Source organism: Mycobacterium sp. E1214, from assembly GCF_001666755.1.
Lineage (GTDB): Bacteria > Actinomycetota > Actinomycetes > Mycobacteriales > Mycobacteriaceae > Mycobacterium.
This window is the reverse complement of the sequence record NZ_LZJC01000036.1, coordinates 1-25905: the sequence shown is the minus strand read 5'-3', so window position 1 is coordinate 25905 and position 25905 is coordinate 1. Positions and strand designations below refer to the sequence as shown.

Annotated in this window: 20 protein-coding genes; 13 read left to right on the top strand and 7 right to left on the bottom strand. The window is 70.8% G+C overall.

From position 1 onward, the window contains the following. Positions 1 to 148: FHA domain-containing protein (locus tag A5700_RS26845; RefSeq protein ID WP_231991378.1), on the bottom strand; the 148-nt coding region annotated here is incomplete at its 3' end. 252 nt (positions 149 to 400) lie between these two features. Here A5700_RS26845 and A5700_RS04470 point away from each other — a divergent pair. The 3 genes from A5700_RS04470 to A5700_RS04460 all read left to right on the top strand — a co-directional run bounded on the left by A5700_RS04470 (position 401) and on the right by A5700_RS04460 (position 6247). After that, positions 401 to 2458: a serine/threonine-protein kinase gene (locus A5700_RS04470; protein ID WP_068065069.1), complete on the top strand. Its 2058-nt coding sequence runs from the start codon at positions 401 to 403 to the stop codon at positions 2456 to 2458. 156 nt (positions 2459 to 2614) lie between these two features. After that, positions 2615 to 4771: an excinuclease ABC subunit UvrB gene (gene uvrB / locus A5700_RS04465; protein WP_068065066.1), complete on the top strand. Its 2157-nt coding sequence runs from the start codon at positions 2615 to 2617 to the stop codon at positions 4769 to 4771. A 57-nt stretch (positions 4772 to 4828) separates the two neighbouring features. Beyond that, positions 4829 to 6247, top strand: a complete 1419-nt coding sequence (locus tag A5700_RS04460) for an MFS transporter (protein ID WP_068065064.1) — start codon at positions 4829 to 4831, stop codon at positions 6245 to 6247. A 16-nt stretch (positions 6248 to 6263) separates the two neighbouring features. Here A5700_RS04460 and A5700_RS04455 read toward each other — a convergent pair whose 3' ends face one another. Together A5700_RS04455 and A5700_RS04450 are read right to left on the bottom strand one after the other, a co-directional pair. Next, positions 6264 to 6983, bottom strand: coding sequence for an MgtC/SapB family protein (locus tag A5700_RS04455; protein ID WP_068065059.1), 720 nt, complete (start codon positions 6981 to 6983; stop codon positions 6264 to 6266). 52 nt (positions 6984 to 7035) lie between these two features. Beyond that, positions 7036 to 8598 (bottom strand): glycosyltransferase family 39 protein, encoded by a 1563-nt coding sequence (locus A5700_RS04450; RefSeq protein ID WP_068065056.1) that lies wholly within the window; start codon positions 8596 to 8598, stop codon positions 7036 to 7038. 279 nt (positions 8599 to 8877) lie between these two features. On the opposite strand from A5700_RS04450, the gene A5700_RS04445 reads away from it, so the two are divergent. Then, entirely contained in the window at positions 8878 to 9321 is a 444-nt protein-coding gene (locus A5700_RS04445) for a universal stress protein (RefSeq protein WP_068065051.1), read from the top strand. Between the two features lie 10 nt (positions 9322 to 9331). Here A5700_RS04445 and A5700_RS04440 read toward each other — a convergent pair whose 3' ends face one another. Beyond that, the gene (locus A5700_RS04440) at positions 9332 to 10018 is read right to left on the bottom strand and encodes an MBL fold metallo-hydrolase (RefSeq protein WP_068065049.1); all 687 of its coding nucleotides are present in this window, start codon (positions 10016 to 10018) and stop codon (positions 9332 to 9334) included. Between the two features lie 129 nt (positions 10019 to 10147). Between A5700_RS04440 and uvrA the strand changes: the two genes are divergently transcribed. Further along, positions 10148 to 13060: an excinuclease ABC subunit UvrA gene (uvrA, locus tag A5700_RS04435; protein WP_068065047.1), complete on the top strand. Its 2913-nt coding sequence runs from the start codon at positions 10148 to 10150 to the stop codon at positions 13058 to 13060. On the opposite strand, the gene A5700_RS04430 is transcribed toward uvrA, so the two are convergent. Beyond that, entirely contained in the window at positions 13050 to 14516 is a 1467-nt protein-coding gene (locus A5700_RS04430; protein ID WP_197504139.1) for an alpha/beta hydrolase family protein, read from the bottom strand. The genes uvrA and A5700_RS04430 overlap by 11 nt on opposite strands. A gap of 75 nt (positions 14517 to 14591) precedes the next feature. Next, a complete protein-coding gene (lysX, locus tag A5700_RS04425; protein WP_082960323.1) occupies positions 14592 to 17927 on the bottom strand; it encodes a bifunctional lysylphosphatidylglycerol synthetase/lysine--tRNA ligase LysX in 3336 nt (1111 codons plus the stop codon). A gap of 455 nt (positions 17928 to 18382) precedes the next feature. Between lysX and infC the strand changes: the two genes are divergently transcribed. The 4 genes from infC to A5700_RS04405 all read left to right on the top strand — a co-directional run bounded on the left by infC (position 18383) and on the right by A5700_RS04405 (position 20575). Continuing rightward, positions 18383 to 18991: a translation initiation factor IF-3 gene (infC, locus tag A5700_RS04420; protein WP_082959637.1), complete on the top strand. Its 609-nt coding sequence runs from the start codon at positions 18383 to 18385 to the stop codon at positions 18989 to 18991. 86 nt (positions 18992 to 19077) lie between these two features. Then, the gene (rpmI, locus tag A5700_RS04415; protein ID WP_068065042.1) at positions 19078 to 19272 is read left to right on the top strand and encodes a 50S ribosomal protein L35; all 195 of its coding nucleotides are present in this window, start codon (positions 19078 to 19080) and stop codon (positions 19270 to 19272) included. 78 nt (positions 19273 to 19350) lie between these two features. Beyond that, positions 19351 to 19746, top strand: coding sequence for a 50S ribosomal protein L20 (gene rplT / locus A5700_RS04410; RefSeq protein WP_068065039.1), 396 nt, complete (start codon positions 19351 to 19353; stop codon positions 19744 to 19746). 22 nt (positions 19747 to 19768) lie between these two features. Further along, positions 19769 to 20575, top strand: a complete 807-nt coding sequence (locus tag A5700_RS04405) for an RNA methyltransferase (RefSeq protein WP_156671075.1) — start codon at positions 19769 to 19771, stop codon at positions 20573 to 20575. Here the strand turns inward: A5700_RS04405 and A5700_RS04400 are convergent. Beyond that, complete coding sequence (locus tag A5700_RS04400; RefSeq protein ID WP_068065034.1) at positions 20562 to 21599, bottom strand: oxygenase MpaB family protein; 1038 nt, start codon at positions 21597 to 21599, stop codon at positions 20562 to 20564. The genes A5700_RS04405 and A5700_RS04400 overlap by 14 nt on opposite strands. Before the next feature lie 179 nt (positions 21600 to 21778). Here A5700_RS04400 and A5700_RS04395 point away from each other — a divergent pair, with 179 nt between their 5' ends. From A5700_RS04395 to A5700_RS04380, 4 genes are all read left to right on the top strand, one after another. Next, entirely contained in the window at positions 21779 to 22708 is a 930-nt protein-coding gene (locus tag A5700_RS04395) for an adenylate/guanylate cyclase domain-containing protein (RefSeq protein WP_068065032.1), read from the top strand. Between the two features lie 9 nt (positions 22709 to 22717). After that, positions 22718 to 23524 carry a rhomboid-like protein gene (locus A5700_RS04390; RefSeq protein ID WP_068065029.1) on the top strand — a complete coding sequence of 269 codons (807 nt, stop codon included), beginning with the start codon at positions 22718 to 22720 and terminating at the stop codon, positions 23522 to 23524. A gap of 105 nt (positions 23525 to 23629) precedes the next feature. Further along, the gene (pheS, locus tag A5700_RS04385; protein ID WP_068065025.1) at positions 23630 to 24673 is read left to right on the top strand and encodes a phenylalanine--tRNA ligase subunit alpha; all 1044 of its coding nucleotides are present in this window, start codon (positions 23630 to 23632) and stop codon (positions 24671 to 24673) included. After that, on the top strand, positions 24673 to 25905 hold a 1233-nt coding region (locus A5700_RS04380; RefSeq protein WP_197502707.1), incomplete at its 3' end, for a phenylalanine--tRNA ligase subunit beta. The genes pheS and A5700_RS04380, both read left to right, overlap by 1 nt.

Sequence of the window (25905 nt, the reverse complement as noted above, 5' to 3'; positions counted from 1 at the left end):
GCAGCAGGTGGGTGCGTGAGATCCGCGGATCGGGAATCCGCACGTCGGCGTACGGGTCGCGCCCGACAAGCACCTCGTGGCCCGCGGCGAAGGACCGTTGGGACCCGTCGTGCCGGACTGTCAGTATTGGCGGGGCGGGTCTTGTCACTCCACAAGTATCGGTGCGCCGCCTGAGTGGTACCTATGCGGGCCGCCCCGGGCGCGTCGCGTCCCGATTCGTCCACTCATAAGTCTTTCATAGCGTCCTGCGACCAATCGCCTACCGCTGTCGGGCATGATTTCGGTCGGGAGGGGTGCACGGCAATTGCGCAGGCCTGTGGCCTTGTGGTCCGCGTCACGATGCCGTGACCGCGCGCCGATTCGCGGGTAGCGCCGAGAGAGAAGGGGGGCGAGACGGATTATGGATGAGCACAAAGGGACGACGCGGCGCATCGGCGGGCGGCGCCTGCTGAGCAACCCGCGGCAAGCCCGCGAGGCGTTGCGCGCGGGCTTCCAATCGTTGCCGGGCGCGCCGGTGGTGCAGCTGTTCCGCCGGGTGCCGCCCGTGGGCTCCGGCCCGGCTTCCGAGCCCGAGGTGACACCGGTCGACGCCAACGGGTCACGGCCCACGGTGGGCAACGGCGCCCCCTTCGCCGGTTACACGATCCTGCGCCAGCTGGGCGCCGGGGGCATGGCCGAGGTGTACCTGGCCCTGCATCCCCGGCTGCCGCGGCGCGACGTGATCAAGGTGCTCGCCGAGGCGGTCACCGCGGACCCGGAGTTTCGCGAAAGGTTTAACCGCGAGGCCGATCTGGCCGCCACGCTGTGGCACCCGCACATCGTGGGCGTGCACGACCGCGGGGAGTTCAACGGCCACCTGTGGATCTCGATGGACTACGTGGAGGGCACCGACGCGTCGCGGTTGGTCAAGGAAACCTACCCCGACGGCATGCCCATCGGGGAGGTGTGCGCGATTGTCCAGGCCGTCGCGGGGGCGCTGGACTACGCCCACGACCGCGGCCTGCTGCACCGCGACGTCAAGCCGGCCAATATCCTGCTCACCCACCCCGAGGACGGGGAACGTCGAATCCTGTTGGCGGACTTCGGGGTTGCGCGGCACCTGGGTGACATCAGCGGGATCACCGAGACCAACGTCGCGGTCGGCACCGTGGCCTACGCGGCGCCCGAGCAGCTCACCGGTTCGCCCATCGACGGCCGCGCCGACCAATACGCCTTGGCGGCAACGGCATTCCACCTGCTGACCGGCGCCCCGCCGTTCCAGCATTCGAATCCGATCGCGGTCATCAGCCAGCACCTGCACGAGGAGCCGCCGCGACTCAGCGACTACCGGCCCGACCTCGCCGAGCTCGACGACGTCTTCTTCAAGGCGCTCGCGAAGCAGCCGGCGGACAGGTTCGACCGGTGCCGCGGATTCGCCGCCGCCGTCAGCGCGCCGTTCGACGACTCCCGCGACGCCGCGCAGCCGGGCGTCGCGCTATCCGAGCCCGCACCGCGGCGCGGGGCCAGTGGGCTGGTCGCGGCGCTTAATCACCGGTTCTCGGCCAAGACCCGGTGGGGGACCGCCCTGGTGTGCGCCGTGCTCATCGCGGTGGCGATGACGTGGTCGATCCTCTATTCGTTCCAGCCGACCACGCCGCCCGCCAATCCGTCGCTCGCATCGAAACCGTCGGCGCCGGCCGCGAGCGCCGCACCGACCACCGGAAACGCGACCCTCAACGGCACCTACAAGCTGGACTACGACGCGAGCAAGCGGACGGGCAACGGCATCCCGATCCGGCACGACGGCCCCGGCACCGACTGGTGGGCCTTCCGCTCGGCCTGCACCACCAACGGGTGCGCGGCCGCCGGCACCCAGCTCGACGACACCAACCATCAGGTGGCAAGCACCGCCGACGGCGGGCAGAGCGACACGCTGCGCTTCGTCGGCGGCTACTGGCAGGGGTCCCCGGCGCAGGAGCGGGTCGGGTGCACGCAGCCGAACGGACAGGTCCGGGCGACTCAGCAGGAGACGCTCGCCTGGTCGCTGGTGCCGCAGACCGACGGCACGCTGCGCGGAACGCAGACCGAGACCGTGCTGAGCAACGAGTGCGGCGCGCAGGGCGCGGTGGTGCGCACCCCGGTGCTGGCCACCCGGGTCGGGGACGCGCCGACGGGTGTTCCCCTCGCCGACCCGGCACAAGTCGCCAACACCTCGACGACGGCGGCGGCGCCCGCGCCACCCGTCGTGGGCGGGGTGTGCAGCGACGTCGGCAAGTTGGCCTATGACCCGACCAACAACGAACAGATCGTCTGCGCGGGCGGCAGTTGGGCGAAGGCGCCGATCACCATGGGCACGCACACCTCCGGCAGCTCGTGCGACCGGCCCAACACGTCGGTATTCGCGATGAGCACGTCCAACGACGGCTACCTGCTGCAATGCGACCCGGTCACCCGGACCTGGACCCGTCCGGCGGGGTGATCCGCCCGCTCCGGAGGGATGACCGAGTTTCGAAAGCGCTGGGGCATGCGCTAGCACAATCGGCGGTGGTGTTGTCCTTGCTCGGGCCGATACGCCCGTGGTGAACCCGACGGCCGGGGCCCGGCGCTTGTCGGTGGACGGTTCTACCCTGGGGTCATGGCTTTCGCCACGGAACATCCGGTAGTCGCGCATTCGGAATACCGCGCCGTCGATCAGGTGGTGCGCGCGGGCGGCCGCTTCGAGGTGGTCAGCCCCCACTCGCCCGCGGGCGACCAACCGGCGGCCATCGACGAGTTGGAGCGCCGAGTCAAGGCGGGGGAGCGCGATGTGGTGCTGCTGGGCGCCACCGGCACCGGCAAGTCGGCCACCACCGCCTGGCTCATCGAGCGGCTGCAGCGGCCCACCCTGGTGATGGCGCCGAACAAGACGCTGGCCGCGCAGCTCGCCAACGAACTTCGAGAGATGTTGCCGCACAACGCCGTCGAGTACTTCGTGTCGTACTACGACTACTACCAGCCGGAGGCGTACATCGCGCAGACCGACACCTACATCGAGAAGGACAGCTCGATCAACGACGACGTCGAGCGGCTGCGGCACTCCGCGACGTCGTCGCTGCTGTCGCGCCGCGACGTCGTCGTGGTCGCCTCGGTGTCCTGCATCTACGGTCTGGGCACCCCGCAGTCCTACCTGGACCGCTCCGTCGAGCTGGAGGTGGGCAACGAGGTGCCCCGCGACGCGCTGCTGCGGCTGCTGGTCGACGTTCAGTACGCCCGCAACGACCTGTCCTTCACCCGCGGCTCGTTCCGGGTGCGCGGCGACACGGTCGAAATCATCCCGTCCTACGAGGAGCTGGCGGTCCGTATCGAGTTCTTCGGCGACGAGATCGAGGCGCTGTACTACCTGCACCCGCTGACCGGCGACGTGATCCGGCAGGTCGACTCGGTGCGGATCTTCCCGGCCACCCACTACGTCGCCGGTCCCGAACGGATGGCCCAGGCGATCTCGACGATCGAGGACGAGTTGGCGGCCAGGCTGGCCGAGCTGGAAGGCCAGGGCAAGCTGCTCGAGGCCCAGCGGTTGCGGATGCGCACCAACTACGACATCGAGATGATGCGCCAGGTCGGCTTCTGCTCGGGCATCGAGAACTACTCGCGCCACATCGACGGCCGCGGCCCGGGTTCGCCGCCGGCGACACTGCTCGACTACTTCCCCGAGGACTTCCTGCTGGTCATCGACGAGTCGCACGTCACCGTGCCGCAGATCGGCGGCATGTACGAGGGCGACATGTCGCGCAAGCGCAACCTGGTGGAGTACGGGTTCCGGCTGCCGTCGGCGTGCGACAACCGGCCGCTGACGTGGGAGGAGTTCGCCGACCGCATCGGGCAGACGGTGTACCTGTCGGCCACCCCCGGCCCGTACGAGCTCAGCCAGGCCGGCGGCGAGTTCGTCGAGCAGGTGATCCGCCCGACCGGCCTGGTGGACCCGAAGGTCGTGGTCAAGCCGACCAAGGGGCAGATCGACGACCTGATCGGCGAGATCAGGAAGCGCACCGACGCCGACGAGCGGGTCTTGGTCACCACGCTGACCAAGAAGATGGCCGAGGACCTCACCGATTACCTGCTCGAGATGGGCATCCGGGTGCGGTACCTGCATTCGGAGGTCGACACGCTGCGCCGGGTGGAGTTGCTGCGCCAGCTGCGGCTGGGCGAGTACGACGTGCTGGTCGGGATCAACCTGCTGCGCGAGGGTCTCGACCTGCCCGAGGTGTCGCTGGTCGCCATCCTCGACGCGGACAAGGAGGGCTTCCTGCGGTCGTCGCGCAGCCTGATCCAGACCATCGGGCGCGCCGCCCGCAACGTCTCCGGCGAGGTGCACATGTACGCCGACACCATCACCGAGTCGATGAAAGAGGCCATCGACGAGACCGAGCGGCGCCGCGCCAAGCAGGTGGCCTACAACGAGGCCCACGGCATCGACCCGCAGCCGCTGCGCAAGAAGATCGCCGACATCCTCGACCAGGTCTATCGGGAGGCCGACGACACCGACGTGGGGGTCGGCGGGTCGGGGCGCAACGCCTCGCGCGGCCGGCGGGCGCCGGGCGAACCGGGCCGCGCCGTCAGCGCCGGCGTGTTCGAGGGCCGCGACACGGCCGCCATGCCCCGGGCCGAGCTGGCGGACCTGATCAAGGACCTCACCGAGCAGATGATGACGGCCGCCCGCGACCTGCAATTCGAGCTCGCCGCGCGGTTCCGCGACGAGATTGCCGACCTGAAGAAGGAGCTGCGGGGGATGGACGCCGCCGGCCTGAAATAGGTTTGCTCGCGGCGAGCGCCTCACACTGCCCTCAGAATCACCCCATACGGTGTAGGCGTGACCGACGCGGCGACTATCACCGGCGGCTGGCGCGAGCTGCTCGGCAAGAAGTACCTCCGGACGTCGTTGTTGTTGGCCGGCGGGGTGGCGCTGTACGCCACCAACGAGTTCCTGACCACCAGCCTGCTGCCCAACACCATCGCCGAGATCGGCGGTAGCCGGCTCTACGCGTGGGTGACGACCCTGTACCTCGTGGGTTCGGTGGTGGCCGCGACCATGGTCAACCCCATGCTGCTGCGGGTCGGCGCCCGCACGTCGTACCTGTCGGGGCTGGCGCTGTTCGGCGTGTCGAGCCTGGTGTGCGCCGCGGCACCCAACATGGAGGTGCTGATCGCCGGACGCGCCCTGCAGGGCGTGGCCGGGGGTCTGCTGGCCGGCCTGGGGTACGCGGTCATCAACGCCGCCCTGCCGCGCAGCCTCTGGACGCGGGGGACCGCCCTGGTGTCGGCGATGTGGGGCGTGGCCACGGTCGTCGGGCCGGCCACGGGCGGGCTGTTCGCGCAATACGGGCTGTGGCGTGGGGCGTTCGTCGCGATGGCCGCCGTGACCGCCCTGATGGGCCTGCTGGTCCCCGTCGCGCTGGCGCGCGTCGATCCCAGCCCCGCCATTCCGGCGCTGAAGGTGCCGGTGTGGTCGCTGGCCCTGATCGGCACCGCCGCCCTGGCGGTCAGCGTCGCCGAGATCCCGCGCAACGTCGTGGCGACGGCCGGGCTGCTGGCGGCGGGGATCGTGCTGGTCGGCGCGTTCGTGCTGGTCGACTGGCGGATGCACGCGGCGGTGCTGCCGGCCAGCGTGTTCGGCCCCGGGCCGCTCAAGTGGATCTACCTCAGCATGGGCGTGCTGATGGCGGCCGCGATGGTGGACACCTACGTGCCCCTGTTCGGTCAGCGGCTGGCGCACCTGACTCCCATCGCGGCGGGCTTCCTGGGCGCCGCCCTGGCGCTGGGTTGGACGCTGAGCGAGATCCTCAGCGCCTCCCTGGAAAGCCCGCGGTCGATCGCGTGGGTCATCGGCGCGGCGCCGGTGGTCGCGGCGGCCGGGCTGGCGTTGGGCGCGGCCGCGCAGCGCGCCGACGCGTCCATTTGGACCGCGGGGCTGTGGGCGGTGGCCCTGCTGGTCGCGGGCATCGGCATCGGGATGGCCTGGCCGCACCTGTCGGTGCTCGCGATGGCCTGCGTCAACGACCCGGCCGAAAGCGGTGCGGCCGCCGCGGCCATCAACACCGTGCAGCTGATTTCCGCGGCCATCGGCGCCGGGCTGGCGGGTGTCGTCGTCAACACCGCCAAGGGCGGCGACGTGATGGCGGCCGGCTGGCTGTTCGCGGTCTTCACGGGGTTGAGCGCCGCCGGGGTGGTGGTCGCCTACGGGGCGACGCGCGGCGCCGGCCGGATGCAGCCCGCCGGTAACGTCGGCTGAGCTCAGTCGGCTGAGCTCAGTCGGCCGCGTCGTCGGCCTGCAGGACGGCGGTGACGCCGTCCACGGCGCCGAAAACATTGGCCGCCGTAGCGATCTTCGCGCCCGACAGCGTCATCGTCACGGCGACTTCCCCCTCGTCGATGTCGTGCGGGTCGGCGTCGAGCTCGGTGAGCTGCCAGTGGTGCTGCCCGCTCAGCCGCAGCAGCTCGCGCAGCACGCCGCGGCCGTTGGCATAGATGATGTGCAGCCGGACGGTCCCTTGCAGCCGCGCGTTCAATTGCCGCTCCACCGCGTTGAACGCCAGCGCGCTGACGAAGTGCAGGAAGACCACCGCGATCGCCAGCAGCAGCAGGCCGGCGCCCGTCGCCAGGCCGATGGCCGCCGACTCCCACACCGCCGCCGCCGTGGTGAGCCCGTGCACCGCGCCGCGGCGGGTGATGATGATCCCGGCGCCCAGGAACCCGATCCCCGAAACCACCTGCGCCGCAACGCGCGACGGGTCCAACACGACGAAGCCGCTCTTGAGGACGTCAGCGAAGCCGTACTTGCTGACCAGCATGATCAGCGCCGAGGAGGTGCCGACAATGGTCTGGGTGCGCAGGCCGGCGCTCTTGCCCTGAATGGTGCGCTCCAGGCCGATCAGCGCGGTCAGTCCGAAGGCGGCGAAAAGTTCGACGACGTGCCGGACATCCTGCACCTGGCCACCCAGCAGCGGTGCGGTCACCCACGAGTGCATGCGGTCAACCTACCCAGCGGTGCGCGGTTTGCGCGCGTCGTGGCGCCCGCGGTCATCGCGTGGACTTGACGACCTGCGAGTAATGGAATTGCCAGCGTTCGACAATATGAAATCCGAGATAACCGGGGAATCGATACGCGGGTGCCCGCCCGAATGCGCTGCCCGGCGGCAGGGATTGACCCGTTTGGTGCTCGGGCAGCGCCGTGTCCCTATTGGTGATGGTCCAGATCGCGGCGCATTTGTTGATCTTGGCGGTGGTCAGCCACACGGCGACGTGGCCGTCCCACAGCGTCCCAACTTTGGGGCCGTACCCGCCGCGCTCCACGTCGATCACCGCCCGGAACGCGTCGGGCCGGGTGTCCAGCAGCGCGCGGATGGGGCCCGGCCTCCACGGCACCGTGTTGTCCACCACGAGGCAGTCGCCGGGCGCGGCGTGCGACTTGATGAGGTCCGCGACCTGGCTGTAATCCCACCCCTCTTTGGCGTACGGCCAGCGCTGCGTAAACAGGTAGTTCGGCAGCGCCGCGGCGGCGAACAGCAGCACCACCCCGGCGATCGGCCACGGCCGGCGCGCCACGGTGACCACGCACACCGCCAGGACGGCGGCCATCGCCGGCGTCGTGAAGATCAGGTAGCGCGGGTAGTAGATGGGCTCGCTGACGGCGGAGTAGACGACCACCAGCGCGGTCGGGATCACCAGCCACGCGACGCAGGCGAGCAGCAACCGGCGGGTGTCCCCGGCGGGCGGGCGCGCGCCGGCCAGCGCGGCGACGGCCGCCGCCACGATCAGCACGCCGGACACCACGGCGCAGGGCACGCTGTGGTCGAAGTACTGCCGCAACACGATGTCAAACGCGTAATGCCAGCTCACCGGGTAGATCCAGTTCACCTGCCACACCTGGGCGTGGGCGAACAGGATGAACGGGGTCATCGCCGCGACGGCCACCGCCGAGGACAGCGCCCACCGGATGGCCGTCGACCTGCCGGCGCCGAGCAGCGGCAGCATCGCGGCGTAGACCGGCAACAGCAGCACCAGGTTGAGGTTGAGCAGGATCGCCAGCATCAGGGCCAGCGCGTACCACACCCACAACCGCGGCCGGTTGCGCCGCACGGCCGCGACCAACAGCACCGTGAGCCACACCGCGGCGGCGACCGCGAACGCGTACGGCCGGGCCTCGATGCCGGCCCAAGTGGTGCGCGGCAGGACGGCGAACAGTACGCCCGCGCACACGGCGGTCGGCCGGTCCGCGAACTGCCCGACGAACACCGTGACGCCGGCGGCGGCGACCCCGATCGCCAGCGCGCTGGGCAGCCGGGAGAAGAACTCGGTCGGCGGGAAGACGGCGAACCAGCCGTGCATCAGCAGGTAGTAGAGCCCGTGCACGGCGTCGATGTGCGTCAGCAGCCGCCACAGCTCGGGCAGCGTCCGGCTCGCCGACGCCGAGATCGTCGCGCCTTCGTCGAACCACAGCGACGGCCGGCACGCCCAGGCGGCGCTGAGGGCGGCGGCCAGGGCGGCGATGGCCCACGGGTCGAGCAACGCGCCGCGGCGGCGGCCCGGCACGCCCTCGTCGACGGCGCCGCCGGAGCGCTGTTCGAGGGTGGGCGTGGGCATGATGCTTGTTACTGTAGGGCGCGGTCGGTGGACGGCGTCACAAACGACGTCCGGCGCATTCGCGGGTGGCCTCGGCATTCGCGAAAAGGTTCGCAATACAGCGTATTCCGCGGCAGCCGTCGGTATTCGGTCGGTTAGGCATCGGCAATATTGTCCGATGCGGCGGACAAACCCCGCAATTGGGGAATGTGCCGCGCCACGCGGTGTCGCGAATGTGTCTCCTCAGCAACGGGCAAACGCGATACTGTTTTGGCTGAGCAACCGGAATTGGGAGGGTAGATGGGCGCCTATCGCACTGTGGTGGTCGGGACGGACGGCTCGGACTCGTCGTTGCGTGCGGTCGAGAAGGCCGCGCAGATCGCGGGGCCCGACGCCAAGCTGATCGTCGCGTCGGCGTACTTACCCCAGCACGAGGACGCCCGGGCGGCCGACGCCTTGCGGGACGAGAGCTACAAGGTGTCCGGGACCGCGCCGATCTACGCGGTCCTGCGCGACGCCAAGGAGCGCGCCCACGCGGCCGGCGCCAAGAACGTCGACGAGCGCCCCATCGTCGGGGCCCCGGTCGACGCCCTGGTGCACCTGGCGGAGGAGGAGAAGGCGGACCTGCTGGTGGTCGGCAACGTCGGGCTGAGCACCATCGCCGGCCGGCTGCTGGGCTCGGTGCCGGCCAACGTCTCGCGCCGCGCCAAGACCGACGTGCTGATCGTGCACACCACGTCCTAGCCGGCGGCCGTCACCACCCGCGTTCGCGCCATTCGGCCAGGTGCGGACGCTCCACACCGAGCGCGGTGTCGTCGCCGTGGCCGGGGTAGATGACCGTGGCGTCGTCGTAGACCTCGAACACCCGTGACGTGACGTCGTCGAGCAGCTGCTCGAAGTCGCCCGGCTGCCACGTCTTGCCCACCCCGCCCGGGAACAGGCAGTCACCGGTGAACAACTGGGTGACGCCACCGGTCGCGGGCCCGTCGAGGGCGAGCGCGATCGAACCGGGCGTGTGCCCACGCAGGTGGATGACGTCGAAGCTCAGTTCGCCGACCCGCACCGTGTCGCCGTGAGCCAGCAAACGGTCGGGCGTCACCGGCAGCGGCTCGGCGTCGAGTTCGTTGGCGGCCGTCGGGGCGCCGGTGGCGGCGGCGACGGCTTCCAGGGCCTGCCAGTGGTCGAAGTGCTGATGGCTGGTGACGATGAGCGTCACCGTGGGCGCGTGCCGGCGGATAAGGTCGGTCAGGGCGTCGGCGTCGTTGGCGGCGTCGATCAGCAGGGTTTCGCCGGTGGCGGAACAGGTGACGAGGTAGGCGTTGTTGTCCATGGGGCCCACCGACGCCTTTAGAATCGTGGCGCCGGGTAGGGTCCGGCGGGCCGCGGTACCAGGGTCGACGTGTCCAGTGTAGTTGTCGCTGGGCTCGAGCGCGGCGGTCATAGCGGCCAGGTTACTGGTGGCGGGCTGCTTGTCGGTACGGGCACATAGCATGGGATGCGCCGTGCGCAATTTCGTTCGTCGACCGTCCGCGGCACAACGCCCGCCGAGACGGCAGTGAGAGGGGCAGCGTTGGCTGATCGCCTGATAGTCAAGGGCGCCCGCGAGCACAACCTGCGCGGCGTCGACCTCGAGCTGCCCCGCGACGCGCTGATCGTGTTCACCGGGTTGTCGGGTTCGGGCAAGTCGTCGCTGGCGTTCGACACGATCTTTGCCGAAGGGCAGCGCCGCTACGTGGAGTCGCTGTCGGCCTACGCACGCCAGTTCCTCGGCCAGATGGACAAGCCCGACGTCGACTTCATCGAGGGGCTGTCCCCGGCGGTGTCCATCGACCAGAAGTCGACCAACCGCAACCCGCGTTCGACCGTGGGGACCATCACCGAGGTCTACGACTACCTGCGGTTGCTGTACGCGCGGGCGGGCACGCCGCACTGCCCGATCTGCGGCGAGCGGATCGCCCGGCAAACCCCGCAGCAGATCGTCGACCAGGTGCTCGCGATGCCGGAGGGCACCCGGTTCCTGGTGCTCGCCCCGGTGGTGCGCACCCGCAAGGGCGAGTTCGCCGATCTCTTCGAGAAGCTCAACGCCCAGGGCTACAGCCGGGTCCGGGTCGACGGCGTGGTGCACCCGTTGACCGAACCGCCGAAGCTGAAGAAGCAGGAGAAGCACGACATCGAGGTGGTGGTGGACCGCCTCACCGTGAAGGCGTCCGCCAAGCAGCGGCTCACCGACTCGGTGGAGACGGCGCTCAACCTGGCCGACGGCATCGTGGTGCTGGAATTCGTCGACCAGGAGCCGGGCGCCGCGCACCGCGAGCAGCGGTTTTCCGAGAAGCTGGCCTGCCCCAACGGGCACGCGCTGGCCGTCGACGACCTGGAGCCGCGGTCGTTCTCCTTCAACTCGCCCTACGGCGCCTGCCCGGAGTGCAGCGGCCTGGGCATCCGCAAGGAGGTCGACCCCGACCTGGTGATCCCCGACCCGGACCGCACCCTGGCCGAGGGCGCGGTGGCGCCGTGGTCCACGGGCCACACCGCCGAGTACTTCACCCGGATGATGGCCGGTCTGGGCGATGAGATGGGTTTCGACGTCAACACCCCGTGGCGCAAGCTGCCGGCCAAGGCCCGCAAGGCGATCCTCGAGGGCTCCGACCACCAGGTGCACGTCCGGTACCGCAACCGCTACGGCCGGACCCGCTCGTATTACGCCGACTTCGAGGGCGTGCTCGCGTTCCTGCAGCGCAAGATGGCGCAGACGGAGTCCGAGCAGATGAAGGAGCGCTACGAGGGCTTCATGCGGGACGTGCCGTGCCCGGAGTGCGACGGCACCCGGCTCAAGCCGGAGATCCTGGCGGTCTCGCTGGCCGCCGGGGACCGCGGATCGAAGTCCATCGCCGAGGTGTGCGATCTGTCGATCGCCGACTGCTCGGACTTCCTGAACCGGCTCACGCTCGGCCCGCGGGAGAAGGCGATCGCCGGCCAGGTGCTCAAGGAGATCCAGTCGCGGCTGGGGTTCCTCCTCGACGTCGGCCTGGAGTACCTGTCGCTGTCGCGGGCGGCGGCCACGCTGTCCGGCGGCGAGGCGCAACGCATCCGGCTGGCCACCCAGATCGGGTCCGGCCTGGTGGGGGTGCTCTACGTGCTCGACGAGCCGTCCATCGGGCTGCACCAGCGCGACAACCGGCGCCTCATCGAAACCCTCACGCGCCTCAGGGATTTGGGTAACACGTTGATCGTCGTCGAGCACGACGAGGACACCATTGCGCACGCGGACTGGGTGGTCGACATCGGGCCCCGCGCCGGCGAGCACGGCGGCCACATCGTGCACAGCGGTACCTACGCCGAACTGCTGGCCAACACCGAGTCGATCACCGGCGCCTACCTGTCGGGCCGGGAGAGCATCGAGACGCCCGCGATGCGGCGCGCGGTCGACCGCAAGCGCCAGCTGACCGTCGTCGGCGCCCGCGAGCACAATCTGCGGGGCATCGACGTGACGTTTCCGCTGGGCGTGCTGACCTCGGTGACCGGCGTGTCCGGGTCGGGGAAGTCGACGCTGGTCAACGACATCCTCGCGGCGGTGCTGGCCAACCGGCTCAACGGCGCGCGGCAGGTTCCGGGGCGGCACACCCGGGTCACCGGGCTCGATCACCTCGACAAACTGGTGCGGGTGGACCAGTCGCCGATCGGGCGCACCCCGCGGTCCAACCCGGCGACCTACACCGGCGTGTTCGACAAGATCCGCACGCTGTTCGCCGCCACCACCGAGGCCAAGGTCCGCGGCTACCAGCCCGGCCGGTTCTCGTTCAACGTCAAGGGCGGCCGGTGTGAGGCCTGCACCGGCGACGGCACCATCAAGATCGAGATGAATTTCCTGCCCGACGTGTACGTGCCGTGCGAGGTCTGCCAGGGCGCCCGATACAACCGGGAGACCCTCGAAGTGCACTACAAGGGCAAGACCATCTCCGAGGTGCTCGACATGTCCATCGAGGAGGCCGCCGAGTTCTTCGAGCCGATCTCGGGCATCCACCGCTACCTGCGGACCCTGGTCGACGTGGGCCTGGGTTACGTGCGGCTGGGCCAGCCGGCGCCGACGCTGTCCGGCGGCGAGGCGCAGCGGGTCAAGCTCGCCGCGGAACTGCAGAAGCGGTCGACGGGCCGCACCATCTACATCCTCGACGAGCCCACCACGGGCCTGCACTTCGACGACATCCGCAAGCTGCTCAAGGTGATCAACGGCCTCGTCGACAAGGGCAACACCGTGATCGTCATCGAACACAACCTCGACGTGATCAAGACGTCGGACTGGATCGTGGACATGGGACCCGAGGGCGGCGCCGGCGGCGGAACCGTCGTCGCCGAGGGCACCCCGGAGGACGTCGCGGCGGTGCCGGAGAGCTACACCGGCAAATTCCTCGCCGAGGTCATCGGCCGCAGCGCCCCCGCGCCGGCCCCGCGCCGCTCCGGCGGGCGCCGCAAGGTCACCGCCTGACGGTCGGCGGCCCCGGGGCGGAGTGCTGCGCCGGCACCACCACCGGCGCGCCGACGGTGGGCGCCGTCGCGTCGGGCAGCGGGATTTGGGGGACGCCCGGCGTCCCGAGCCGCCCGGCCAGCCACGGCAGCGCCGCGGCGAACGCCCGGTCGGCGAAGGGCCAGTCGTGCTTGCCGGGCTGCGCGACCACGGCGCAGTCGATGCCGTTGACGCGGCCCAGCGCGCACAGCGAGTAGGCGGCCGCGGCCTGGTTGCCGGGGTTGGCGGCCGCGTCGCGGGCGGCCAGGCGCACGGCGCCGCTGTCGGTCGGCACCGGATCGCGGCGCCCGGCCGCGTCGGAGGAGATCGCGAACCAGCCGGCCACGTCGGTGTAGGGGCCGTGCCGGTCGATCACGGTGGTCGGGTCGAAGGCCGCCCAGGCGTCGGCGTTGCCGCCGAACAGCCGCGCGATGGTCTGGGCCTTGGTGCCGGCGTTCGGGTAGTAGTCGCCGGCGACGTCGACGAAGGCGCTGAACAGCTCCGGATGCATGACGGTCAGGTCGACGGCGCAGGTGCCGCCCATCGACCAGCCGGCGATACCCCAGCCGGCCCGCCGCGCGCTGACGCCGAACGTCGACTCCATGAACGGGACCACGTCCTTGGTCAGGTGATCGGCCGCGTTGCCGCGCACGCCGTTGACGCACTCGGTGTCGTTGTTGAACGCGCCGCCGGAGTCGACGAACACCAGCACCGGCGCGTTGCCGTCGTGGGCGGCCGCGAAGTCGTCGATGGTCTTGATGGCCTCGCCCGCGCGCGTCCAGTCCGCCGGGGTGTTGAACTGCCCGCCGATCATCATCACCGTCGGCAGCGGCGGGGGCGGGCTGCTGGCGAACCACTCCGGCGGCAGGTAAACCAGCTCGCCGCGGTGTTTGAAGTGCGACGCGTCCGACGGGATGACGACCGGCACCACCGTGCCGTGCGGCGGCCGGGTGCCCTTGGCGGCCATTGCGGTGATGGTGGCCCGGTCGGTCTGGTCGGGCAGCGGGCCGGACGTCAACTGGGTCCACGCCGACTGCACGGTGGGGAAGTAGCCCACCCAGAGGTTCAGCACCAGCGCGGCGCTGAGTAGGCACAACGGGACGGCCAGCACGGCGGCGCCGCCCCGCCAGCGGCGCGCGTTACCCCAGCCGAGCGGCAGCGCCGCCACGGCAGTGCCGGACAGCGCGATCCACAGCCACAGCGCCCACGGGGCGGGTTCCTCGGACAGGCCCCGGTCGACGATGTACCAGTGCGTCGCGTAGGCCGCGGCGCCGCCGGCCAGCGCGGCCAGCGGCAGCCACACCGTGCGCCAGCGACGCGACCGCCGGCACACCGAGACCGCCAGCACGGCCGCGGCGGCCGCCTGGATCGTGGTCGGCAGCCAGCCGTGCATCAGCGAGGTGTGACTGCTCGCCAGGAGCTGCGCGCTCGTCGACATCACGCCGTTCATTGTGAGCTATTCGTAACCCGGCGGGAACATATTGGCTCAACGTGCGCGGCGGCCGGCCGCGGCTCAGTGCGGCTTGGCCAACGGGAACGGCAGGGTCTCGCGAATGCTGTGGCCCGTGATGAGCATGACCACCCGGTCGATACCCATGCCCAGCCCGCCGGTGGGCGGCATCGCGTATTCCATGGCCTGCAGGAAGTCCTCGTCGAGTTCCATCGCCTCGGGGTCGCCGCCGGCGGCCAGCAGCGACTGTTCCTGCAGGCGACGCCGCTGCTCCACCGGATCGGTGAGCTCGCTGTAGGCGGTGGCCAGTTCGACACCCCAGGCGACCAGGTCCCACCGCTCGGCGACGCCGCGCTGGCTGCGGTGCGGCCTGGTCAGCGGGGACACCGAGGTGGGGAAGTCGATGTAGAAGGTCGGCTCCTCGGTGCGGTCCTCGACCAGGTGCTCGTAGAGCTCGAGCACCACGGCGCCGGCGTCCCAGTGCGCCCGGTAGGGGATGTGGGCCGCGTCGGACAGCTTGCGCAGCGTCGCCAGCGACGTGTCCGGATCGACGTGTTCGCCCAACGCCTCGGACACGGCGTCGTAGACGGTCTTGACCGCCCAGGCGCCGGAGATGTCGACGGGCTCCAACCCGCCACCGTCGCCGCGGGGCCGCAGCACCGTCTGCTCGCCGTGCGCGGCCTGGGCCGCGTTCTGAATGAGCTCCCGGCACCCGTCGATCCACACGATGTAGTCGGCGTGGGCCTGGTAGGCCTCCAGCAGCGTGAACTCCGGGTTGTGGCTGAAGTCGACGCCCTCGTTGCGGAAGGCCCGCCCCAGCTCGAACACCCGCTCCACGCCGCCGACGCACAACCGCTTGAGGTAGAGCTCCGGCGCGATCCGCAGGAACAGGTCCAGGTCGTAGGTGTTGATGTGCGTGGTGAAGGGCCGCGCCGTCGCGCCGCCGTGGACCTGCTGCAGGATCGGCGTCTCCACCTCGATGAAGTCCTTGGCGAACAACGTCTCTCGCACCGACCGCAGCACGCTGCCGCGCGCCTTGATCAACTCCCGCGACTCGCGGTTGACGGCCAGGTCCACGTAGCGGGCGCGGACCCGCGCCTCGGGGTCGGTCAGCCCCTTCCACTTGTTCGGCAGCGGCCGCAGGCATTTGCCGATCATCCGCCAGTCGGCGACGATCAACGAGCGGGTGCCGTTCTTGCTGAACCCCATGTGCCCGGTCACCTCGACCAGGTCGCCGAGGTCGATGGCCGCGGTGAAATCGGCGACCCGCTTGCTGGCCAGGCGCGAATTGTCCAACAGCACTTGGATGTCGCCGGACCAGTCGCGCAGCTGGGCGAACAGCACCCCGCCGTAGTCGCGGATCCGCAGGATCCGGCCCGCGACGGTGACGGACTCCCGGTCGTCGGCGTCGAGCGCCCGGGCGACGCTGTGGCTGGGCGGGGACCCCACCGGGTAGGCGTCGATCCCGTTGCGCTGCAAGGCCTTTAGCTTGGCAAGGCGCACCCGGACCTGCTCGGGCAGGCGCGCCCGGGCCTCCTCGGCGTCGGCGGTTTCGCGGCGGCGCTGCAACCCGCTGACGTCGGGCGTGCTGCCGTCGGGATGCAGCAGCCCGGACTCGGCCAGCCTGGCTGGGACGGCGGGGTGGTGCCCGGTGTGGGCCTTACGCCGGCCGAACGGCAGGACCAGGAAACCCTCGGCCAGCGCCGAGGCGACGCCGACCCGCGGAATGAGCCGCGCGTCCTCGTAGCACGCGAACCGGGGCACCCAATCGGGTTGGTACTTCATGTTCGAGCGGTACAGCGTCTCCAGCTGCCACCACCGCGAGAAGAACAGTAGGAAGCCGCGCCACAGGCGCGCCACGGGGCCAGCCCCCAGTTGCGCGCCCTGCTCGAACGCCGAGCGGAACATCGCGAAGTTCAGCGAGATCCGGGTGATGCCCAAGCCTTCGGCGTTCAGCGCCAGGTCGCTGACCATCAGCTCGATGGTGCCGTTGGGGGAGTGCGGGGAGCGGCGCATCAGGTCCAGCGACACCCCGGTGGTGCCCCACGGCACCAGCGAGAGCATCGCGACCACCGCGCCGTCGCGGTCGATGGCCTCCACCAGCAGGCAGTCCTCGTCGGCGGGGTCGCCCAGCCGGCCCAGCGCCATGGAGAACCCGCGCTCGGTCTGGGTGTCGCGCCACGCGTCGGCCCGGGCGATGGTGTCCGTCATCTCGTCGGGCGGGATGTCGCGGTGCCGCCGGATGCGCACCGTCAGCCCGGCCCGGCGGGCCCGGGTGACGGCCTGGCGGACGCCGCGCATGTCCGGCCCGGACAGCTTGAAGTCGGCGGTCCGCAGGATGGCCTCGTCGCCCAGCTCCAGCGCGTTGAGGCCGGCCTCCCGGTAGCTGCGGGCCCCTTGGGTGCTGGCCCCCATCACGCCGGGCGCCCATCCGTAGGTCTGGCATAAGCCCAGCCACGCGTCGATGGCCTGGGGCCAGACCCGGGGGTCGCCGATCGGGTCGCCGCTGGCCAGGCACACGCCGACCTCGACGCGGTAGGTGATGGCGGCCCGGCCGCTCTGCGCGAACACCACCGACTTGTCGCGGCGGGTGGCGAAGTAGCCCAGCGAATCATTCTTGCCGTACAGCTCCAGCAGGCCGCGGATCGCCGACTCGTCCTCGCCGGTCAGCGCATTCTCGGCGCGCTGCGATTGGAACAGCACGATCGTCGCGACGATCAACGCCAGCGCACCGAACAACCCGAAGATCGCGTTGAGGAAGACGTGGGGCCGGCCGGTGAACAGGTCGGGGTCGGCGAGGGCGAAGCCGACGACCCGGTTGGCCACATAGGGCAGGCGGTCCTGGCGGGCCAGCGTGCCGGGGAACAGCTCGACCAGCCCCCAGGACACCAGGATGCCGATGACGTCGCCGGCAACCAGCACCGCGGCGGCCTTGACCAGCGCGCCCCTGCGCACCTTGGCCCAGAACTCCCGGTAGGCCAGCACCAGCAACACGATCGCGACGATGTGGACGGATAACCCGAGGTTCTCGCCGAACGTCTCGGCGGGGGTGTTGTCCCCCGCGGCGATGTCGGCGGCATTCAGGCCGGCGGCCAGGATCATGTTGCCCAGCAACAGCAGCCAGGCGATGCGCTTGCGCGCGGTCAGGGCGGCGGCCAGCAGGGCCAGCACGAACGACCACGCGATGCTGGTGTCGGGGAAGTTGAACAGATAGTTGTTGATGAACTCCCGCGGCACCTTGATCAGGTAGCGGATCAGCGGCGACACGCTCGCCAGCAGTGACACGGTGGCGATGACGCCGACCGTCCAGCCGGCCGCCGCGGGCACCCAGCGATAGCGGGAGCCGGACCGGCCGCGAGGCCCCGAACGGGGTCCCGAACGTGTCGATGCGAGCGTCACAGACCGCGAGGATAAGCCCTGAATCCGTGAAAAGCTTGTTGAAGCGCCAAGACCGACGGGCAGTAATTCCCTACCGTTGGCTGAGCGGATCGGGACCCGTCGGCGCGGTTCTGGTTGCCGGAGGGTTAAAAGGCACCTCAAGGCTGCTAAACTGGCCGCTGCGACCATCCCGGCGAAGGCCAGGAACAGTTAAGTGGAGTCCCACTCCCACCGCTAGCCATGAGATGTCCCCGGATGTCTCTGCCAAGGCCCAGCGGTCCGGTCACAGACATCTGCGATGTCTGTTCCGCGTTCGACGCGGGCCGTTTGAGGTGCTCAGGCGGCGATCGGTCGGCATTGGGCCCTGCATCTGCAGGGCTTTTCTGCTGATGGTGTGACGACATCCACCACTGCATTCCAGGGCGGCCCGGGCGCTGATCGCCGGTGGACACAGTAAGCCCAACAAGGGAGGCCCCATCAGCACTGAGACCCGCGTCAACGAGCGCATCCGCGTACCCGAAGTCCGACTGATCGGCCCAGGGGGCGAGCAGGTCGGCATCGTGCGTATCGAAGACGCATTGCGCGTCGCCGCGGACGCCGATCTCGATCTCGTCGAAGTCGCCCCGAACGCCAGGCCGCCGGTCTGCAAGATCATGGACTACGGCAAGTTCAAGTACGAGGCGGCGCAAAAGGCGCGCGAATCTCGCCGCAACCAGCAGCAGACCGTCGTCAAAGAGCAGAAGCTGCGGCCCAAGATCGACGACCACGACTACGAGACCAAGAAGGGTCACGTCATCCGCTTCCTGGAAGCGGGTTCGAAGGTCAAGGTCACCATCATGTTCCGCGGACGCGAGCAGTCGCGGCCCGAGCTGGGCTACCGACTGCTCCAACGACTGGGCGCGGACGTCGCCGAGTACGGGTTCGTGGAGACGTCGGCCAAGCAGGACGGCCGCAACATGACGATGGTGCTGGCACCGCATCGCGGCGCGAAGACGCGCGCCCGTGCGCGGCACCCCGAGGACCAGGGCGGCGACGCGGCGTCGGATTCCGACGCGACCGCCGAGACCGGTACCTCACCCAACTGACGCGTCAACCGGCGGCCGACGTCACGACCGCCGTCACGATCGCCGTTTACGACCGAGAAGAACCACGAGCGAGAACTAGAGGAAACATGCCCAAGGCAAAGACCCACAGCGGGGCGTCCAAGCGGTTCCGGCGCACCGGCACCGGCAAGATCGTCCGGCAGCACACGAACCGTCGGCACCTGCTCGAGCACAAGCCGAGCAAGCGGACCCGCCGCCTCGACGGCCGCACCACCGTGTCGGCGAACGACACCAAGCGCGTCAACAGCCTGCTCAACGGCTGACCCCGAGCCGGCCATACCCGACCGCGGGCTGGCACGGCACCTTGACCCAACGAGTTTTCAACGAGAGTAGGAACATCCATGGCACGCGTGAAGCGGGCGGTCAACGCCCACAAGAAGAGGCGCAGCGTCCTCAAGGCCTCGAAGGGCTATCGCGGCCAGCGATCCCGGCTCTACCGCAAAGCCAAAGAGCAGCAACTGCATTCGCTGAACTACGCCTTCCGCGACCGTCGGGCGCGCAAGGGCGAGTTCCGCAAGCTGTGGATCTCGCGGATCAACGCCGCGGCCCGCGCCAACGACATCACCTACAACCGGCTGATCCAGGGCCTCAAGGCCGCCGGCGTCGACGTCGACCGCAAGAACCTGGCCGACATCGCGATCACCGACCCGGCGGCGTTCACCGCGCTGGTCGAGGTGGCGCGCGCCGCGCTGCCCGAGGACGTCAACGCCCCGTCGGGTTCCGGAGAGGCTGCTTAGCCTGGCCGACGCGGCCCGTGAGCTGCTGACCGAGCGATCGGCCACGGTCGCCGCCGCGGTCAAACTGCACCGCCACGTCGGCCGCCGCCGCGCCGGACGGTTCCTCGCCGAGGGGCACAACCTGGTCGAGGCGGCGTCCCGGCGCGGGTTGGTGCGCGAGGTCTTCGTCACCGAGGCCGCGGCGCAACGCTACGCGCCGCTGCTGGCGGCCCTGGAGCGGGCCGCACGGCGTATCCCGGTGCGTGTGGTCACCGAGCGCGCCGCGAAAGCGTTGTCCGACACCGTGACTCCCGCGGGCCTGGTCGCGGTGTGCGACGCACCGGAGACCAGCCTGGCGGACGTGCTGGCCGGCGCGCCGCGGCTGGTCGCGGTCGCCGTCGAGATCGGGGAGCCCGGCAACGCCGGCACGCTGATCCGGATCGCCGACGCGATGGGGGCCGCCGCGGTGGTGTTGGGCGGCCACAGCGTCGACCCCTACAACGGCAAGTGCCTGCGCGCGTCGGCCGGCAGCATCTTCTCGCTGCCCGTCGTCGTCGCGCCCGACGCCGGCGCGGCCGTCGCCGCGTTGCGGGGCGCCGGGCTGCGGGTGCTCGCCACCACCGTCGACGGCGAAACCCGCCTCGACGAGGCGGACGCCCTGTTGACCGGGCCGGCGGCCTGGCTGTTCGGCCCCGAGTCCCACGGGCTGCCCGGCGAGATCGCCGCCGCCGCCGACCATCGGATCCGCATCCCGATGGCGGGCGGCGCGGAGAGCCTCAACGTGGCGGCCGCGGCCGCCGTCTGCCTGTATCAGAGCGCCCGGGCGTTGGGCGTCCTCACGCGGCCGTAGCGGGCCGCCGGCCCCGCGCCACCCGCAACCCGGTCAGCGACAGCGTGGTGTGCACCAGCGACCCGGCCCGCTCCATCAGCGCCTTCGCCGGCCGGGCCGGCGGCGGGAAGTAGTGCATCGGCAGCCCGCGGCGATCCCGCGGCGGCGCCATGAAGGACGGCGCCTGGGTCAGCGGCGCGTCGCTGGGCAGTCGGCCCTGCGCGCGGCGGTAGGCGGCCAGCGCCCGCGGGTGTAGCCGGATCTCGTCGGGGACCGCCAGAAACGCCAGCTCGACGCACTTGCCGAACAGGCGCAGCAGCACCTCGTCGCCCGGCGTCCAGTGCAGGCCCGCCTTCTCCCGGACCGCGGGCTCGAACAGGCCCGCCGCGATCCACCGTTGCCCGGCGACCAGCGGCTTGAACAGCTGATCCCACAGCGGGGTCGGCATCAGCACGAAGCGCGGCTTGGGGATTCGGATGTCGAAGATGTCCCGGGTCGCCTGGTTGACCTCCAGCACGTCGCGGCCCACCCGTTCCCAGTACTCGCAGAACTCCTCCCAGGAGCCGGGCACCGGCCGCATGCTCATGCCGTACATCCGGTACCACTGCACGTGCTCGTCGAAGAGCTGACGCTTCTCGGCATCGGTCAGGCCGCCGCAGAAGTATTCGGCCACCTTGATCACCAGCATGAAAAACGTGGCGTGCGCCCAGTAGAAGGTCTCGGGGTGCAGGGCGTGGTAGCGGCGGCCGGCGTCGTCCACCCCCTTGATGGTGTGGTGATAGTCGGTGATCTGACGCCCGGTCTGCGCGGCCCGCTCGCCGTCGTAGACCACGCCCATGATCGGGTACACCGAGCGCGCCACCCGCTGCAGCGGCTCGCGCAACAGGATGGAGTGTTCCGCGACGCCCGCGCCGAGCTCGGGATACATCGTCTGGATGGCCCCTATCCAGACGCCCAGCATCCCGGTCCGCAGATCGCCAAAGTACTTCCAAGTCAACGACTCTGGGCCGAGCGGGTCGGCGGACGTTGTGGAACTGCCAGTCATCGCGACCTCCTTGGCCCACGATAACTTTGACAACGAACGTTGTCCACGATCCGCCCGCGGTGTTACCGAGCCTGCGCGCCGGTGTGGCACCGCCGTGATCAGGCGCTTCGCTGCGAGATGTGACACACCTGACGAGGGCCTCGTTGCCTGCCTCTCGCGAAACCAAATAACCTGGCCGAGTGGAACTCGCGCGTCGCGACTCGGAGCCGGGTGAGCCCGACGAAGCCACGCGCACGTCGACCTCCGCCGCGAAATCCCACGTTCCCGCCGTGTCGGTGCACACCGCGACGCAGTGGCTGCATAACCGCAACCACAGCCCCGGCGCGGTGGCGTTCATCCGGCGCGCGCGCCGCCTGTTGCCCGGCGACCCGGAATTCGGTGACCCGCTGTCGATGGCCGGCGACGGCGGCCCGCGCGCGGCCGCGCGCGCGGCCGACCGGCTGCTGGGTGACCGCGACGCGGTGTCACGGGAGGTGAGCCTCGGCGTCCTGCAGCTGTGGCAGGCGCTCAGCGAGACCGTCGCCCGGCGCCCGGCCAACCCCGAGGTGACGCTGGTGTTCACGGACCTGGTCGGCTTCTCGACGTGGTCGCTGCAGGCGGGCGACGACGCCGCCCTGACGCTGCTGCGGCAGGTGGCGCGGGCCATCGAGCCGCCGCTGCTCGACGCCGGTGGCCAGATCGTCAAACGGATGGGCGACGGGATCATGGCCGTGTTCGGCGACCCGACGGTCGCGGTGCGGGCCGTGCTGACGGCCAAGCAGGCGCTGCGGTCGGTGGAGGTGGCCGGGCACACGCCGCGGATGCGGGTCGGGGTGCACACCGGGCGCCCGCAGCGGCTGGCGGCGGATTGGCTGGGCGTCGACGTCAACATCGCCGCGCGGGTGATGGAACGCGCCACCAAGGGCGGAATCATGGTGTCGAGCGCGACGTTGGACCAGATCCCGCAAAGCGAGCTGGATGCGTTGGGCGTCGAGGCCAAACGCGCACGGAAGCCGGTTTTCGGGCCGAAACCCGCCGGGATACCGGCCGATCTGGCGATCTATCGCCTCAGGACTCTAAGGGAGTTGTCAGGCTCTGATGACACGGGCGAAACAAACGCGCAGGAATAATGGACGGCAATGTTAGGGGGCCTGTTCTCCCGGCTTGCCCGGGTGCGATTCACGGTGGGGTACGCGGGGCTGCTGCTTGCCATCAGCTGCGCGCTCCTGGCGCTCGGGCCCCACACGCATGACGTCATCGTGCAGCGGGCCAGCACCAACGTGCACAACCTGTCCCACGGGCACGTCGGGACGCTGCTGGGCAGCGCGCTGGTCGTCGACGCCGGACCGCTGTACTTCTGGCTGCCGTTCCTGACCTGCCTGCTGGCGCTGGCGGAGCTGCACCTGCGCACCATCCGGCTGGTCGTGGCCTTCCTGGTCGGCCACGTCGGCGCGACCTTGCTGGTGGCGGCCGCCCTGGCCGCCGCGGTCGAATTCGGCTGGCTGCCGACGTCGGTCACCCGGGCCAGCGACGTGGGCATGAGCTACGGCGCCCTGGCGGTGCTGGGCGCCATGACGGCCGTCATCCCGAAGCCCTGGCGCGCGGCCTGGGTCGGCTGGTGGGTGGCGGCGGGCATCGCGTCGGCGGTGATCGGCGGTGACTTCACCGACGCCGGGCACACCGTCGCCGTCATCCTCGGGGTGCTGGTCTCCGCCCGGCTCCGGCAGCCCATCCACTGGACCCCGGTGCGGTGCCTGATGCTGGTGGCGTCGTCGGGCTTCGGTTTCCTGGTGCTGGCCCACCATTGGGGCACCATGGCGGCCGCGCCGGTGTTCGGGGTCCTGGGCGCGTTCCTTGCCCACAAGCTGGCGACGTTCGCCGGCGGCCGCGCCGATGCGGCGGCACCAGCAGACGGCGACGCCGCGTTGACCGCCGTCACCGGTTGAGCGGCCCGCCGCCACGCGCCCGCAGGGCCACCCGCGGCGGATCACTATGATCAGCACTCGTCCGCCCAGCCCGGACAATCCCGTCAGCAAGGAGTGTGTCGCCGCGTGGGTGATCAACCCGTCGACCTGTCGCCGGAGGCCTTGGCGCGCGCGGTCAGCGCCGCCCGGCAGGCCTTCGCGTCGGCCGGCGACCTGGAGGCGCTGGCCCGCGCGAAGACCGACCACCTCGGCGACCGTGCGGCGCTGGCGCTGGCGCGCCAGGCGCTCGGCACCGTCGCCAAGGAGCAGCGCGCCGACACCGGCAAGCGGGTCAACGCGGCCCGCGGCGACGCCCAGCGGGCGTTCGACGAACGCCTCGCCGCGCTGCGGGCCGAGCGGGACGCCGCCGTCCTGGTCGCCGAGAGCATCGACGTCACCCTGCCGTCGACCCGGCAGCCGGTCGGCGCCCGGCACCCCATCACGATCCTGGCCGAGCACATCGCCGACACCTTCGTCGCGATGGGGTGGGAGCTCGCCGAGGGCCCCGAGGTCGAGACCGAGCAGTTCAACTTCGACGCGTTGAACTTCCCGGCCGACCACCCGGCCCGCAGCGAACAGGACACCTTCTACGTCGCGCCCGAGGGCTCCCGGCAGCTGCTGCGCACCCACACCTCGCCGGTGCAGGTGCGCGCGCTGCTGCACCGCGACCTCCCCGTCTACATCGTCTCCATCGGCCGCACCTTCCGCACCGACGAGCTCGACGCCACGCACACGCCGGTGTTTCACCAGGTCGAGGGCCTCGCGGTGGACCGCGGCCTGACGATGGCGCACCTGCGGGGCACGCTGGACGCGCTGGCGCGCGCCGAGTTCGGGCCCGAGGCCCGCACCCGGATCCGCCCGCACTTCTTCCCCTTCACCGAGCCCTCCGCCGAGGTCGACGTCTGGTTCGTGGGCAAGAAGGGCGGCGCCGGCTGGGTGGAATGGGGTGGCTGCGGCATGGTGCACCCCAACGTGTTGCGGGCCGCCGGGATCGACCCCGAGTCCTACTCCGGCTTCGCCTTCGGCATGGGCCTGGAGCGCACCCTGCAGTTCCGCAACGGCATCCCCGACATGCGCGACATGGTCGAGGGCGACGTCCGGTTCTCCCTGCCGTTCGGGGTGGGCGCCTGATGCGCATCCCGTACAGCTGGCTGCGCGAGGTCGTGACCGCCGGCGCGCCCGGGTGGGACGCCACGCCGGCCGACCTCGAGCAGGCGTTGATCCGCGTCGGCCACGAGGTGGAAGAGGTCAGCACCCTGGGGCCGGTGACCGGCCCGCTGACCGTCGGCCGGGTCACCGCGATCGAGGAGCTCACCGGCTTCAAGAAGCCGATCCGGGCCTGTCGCGTGGACGTCGGCGAGCCGCAGGACCGCGACATCGTCTGCGGCGCCACCAATTTTGCGGTCGGCGACCTGGTGGTCGCGGCGCTGCCCGGCACCACGCTGCCCGGCGACTTCACCATCGCCGCCCGCAAGACCTACGGCCGGACCTCCGACGGCATGATCTGCTCGGCGGCCGAGCTGGGCCTGGGCGCCGACCATTCCGGCATCCTGGTGCTGCCGCCGGGCACCGCGGAACCGGGCGCCGACGGGGTCGCCGTCCTCGGCCTGGACGACGTGGTGTTCCACCTGGCCATCACGCCCGACCGCGGTTACGGCCTGTCGGTGCGCGGCCTGGCGCGCGAGGTGGCCTGCGCCTACGACCTGGAGTTCGTCGACCCGGCCAGCGACCAGGTGGTCAAGCCCCTGCCCGTCGCGGGCGAGGCCTGGCCGCTCACGGTGCAGGCCGACACGGGGGTGCGCCGGTTCGCGCTGCGCCCGGTCTCCGGCATCGACCCCACCGCCGTGTCGCCGTGGTGGCTGCAGCGGCGGCTGCTGTTGTCCGGCATCCGGGCCACCTCCCCGGCGGTCGACGTCACCAACTACGTGATGCTCGAACTCGGCCACCCGCTGCACGCGCACGACCGCACCCGCATCACCGGCGGCCTGACCGTGCGGTTCGCCCGGGCCGGCGAGACCGTCGTGACCCTCGACGACGTCGAGCGGCGGCTCGATCCGGCCGACGTCCTGATCACCGACGACGTCGCGGTCGCCGCCATCGGCGGGGTGATGGGCGCGGCGACCACCGAGGTGCGCCCCGATTCCACCGACGTCCTGCTCGAGGCCGCGGTCTGGGACGCCGCGGCCGTGTCGCGCACCCAGCGCAGGCTGCACCTGCCCAGCGAGGCCGCCCGCCGCTACGAGCGTGGCGTGGACCCGGCGATCTCGGTGACGGCCCTGGACCGGTGCGCCGCTCCAGTCGCCGACCGGCGGGTCACCGCGCCAGTCGGTCAACGCGTCGGACACCACGCCGCCGGCGATGTC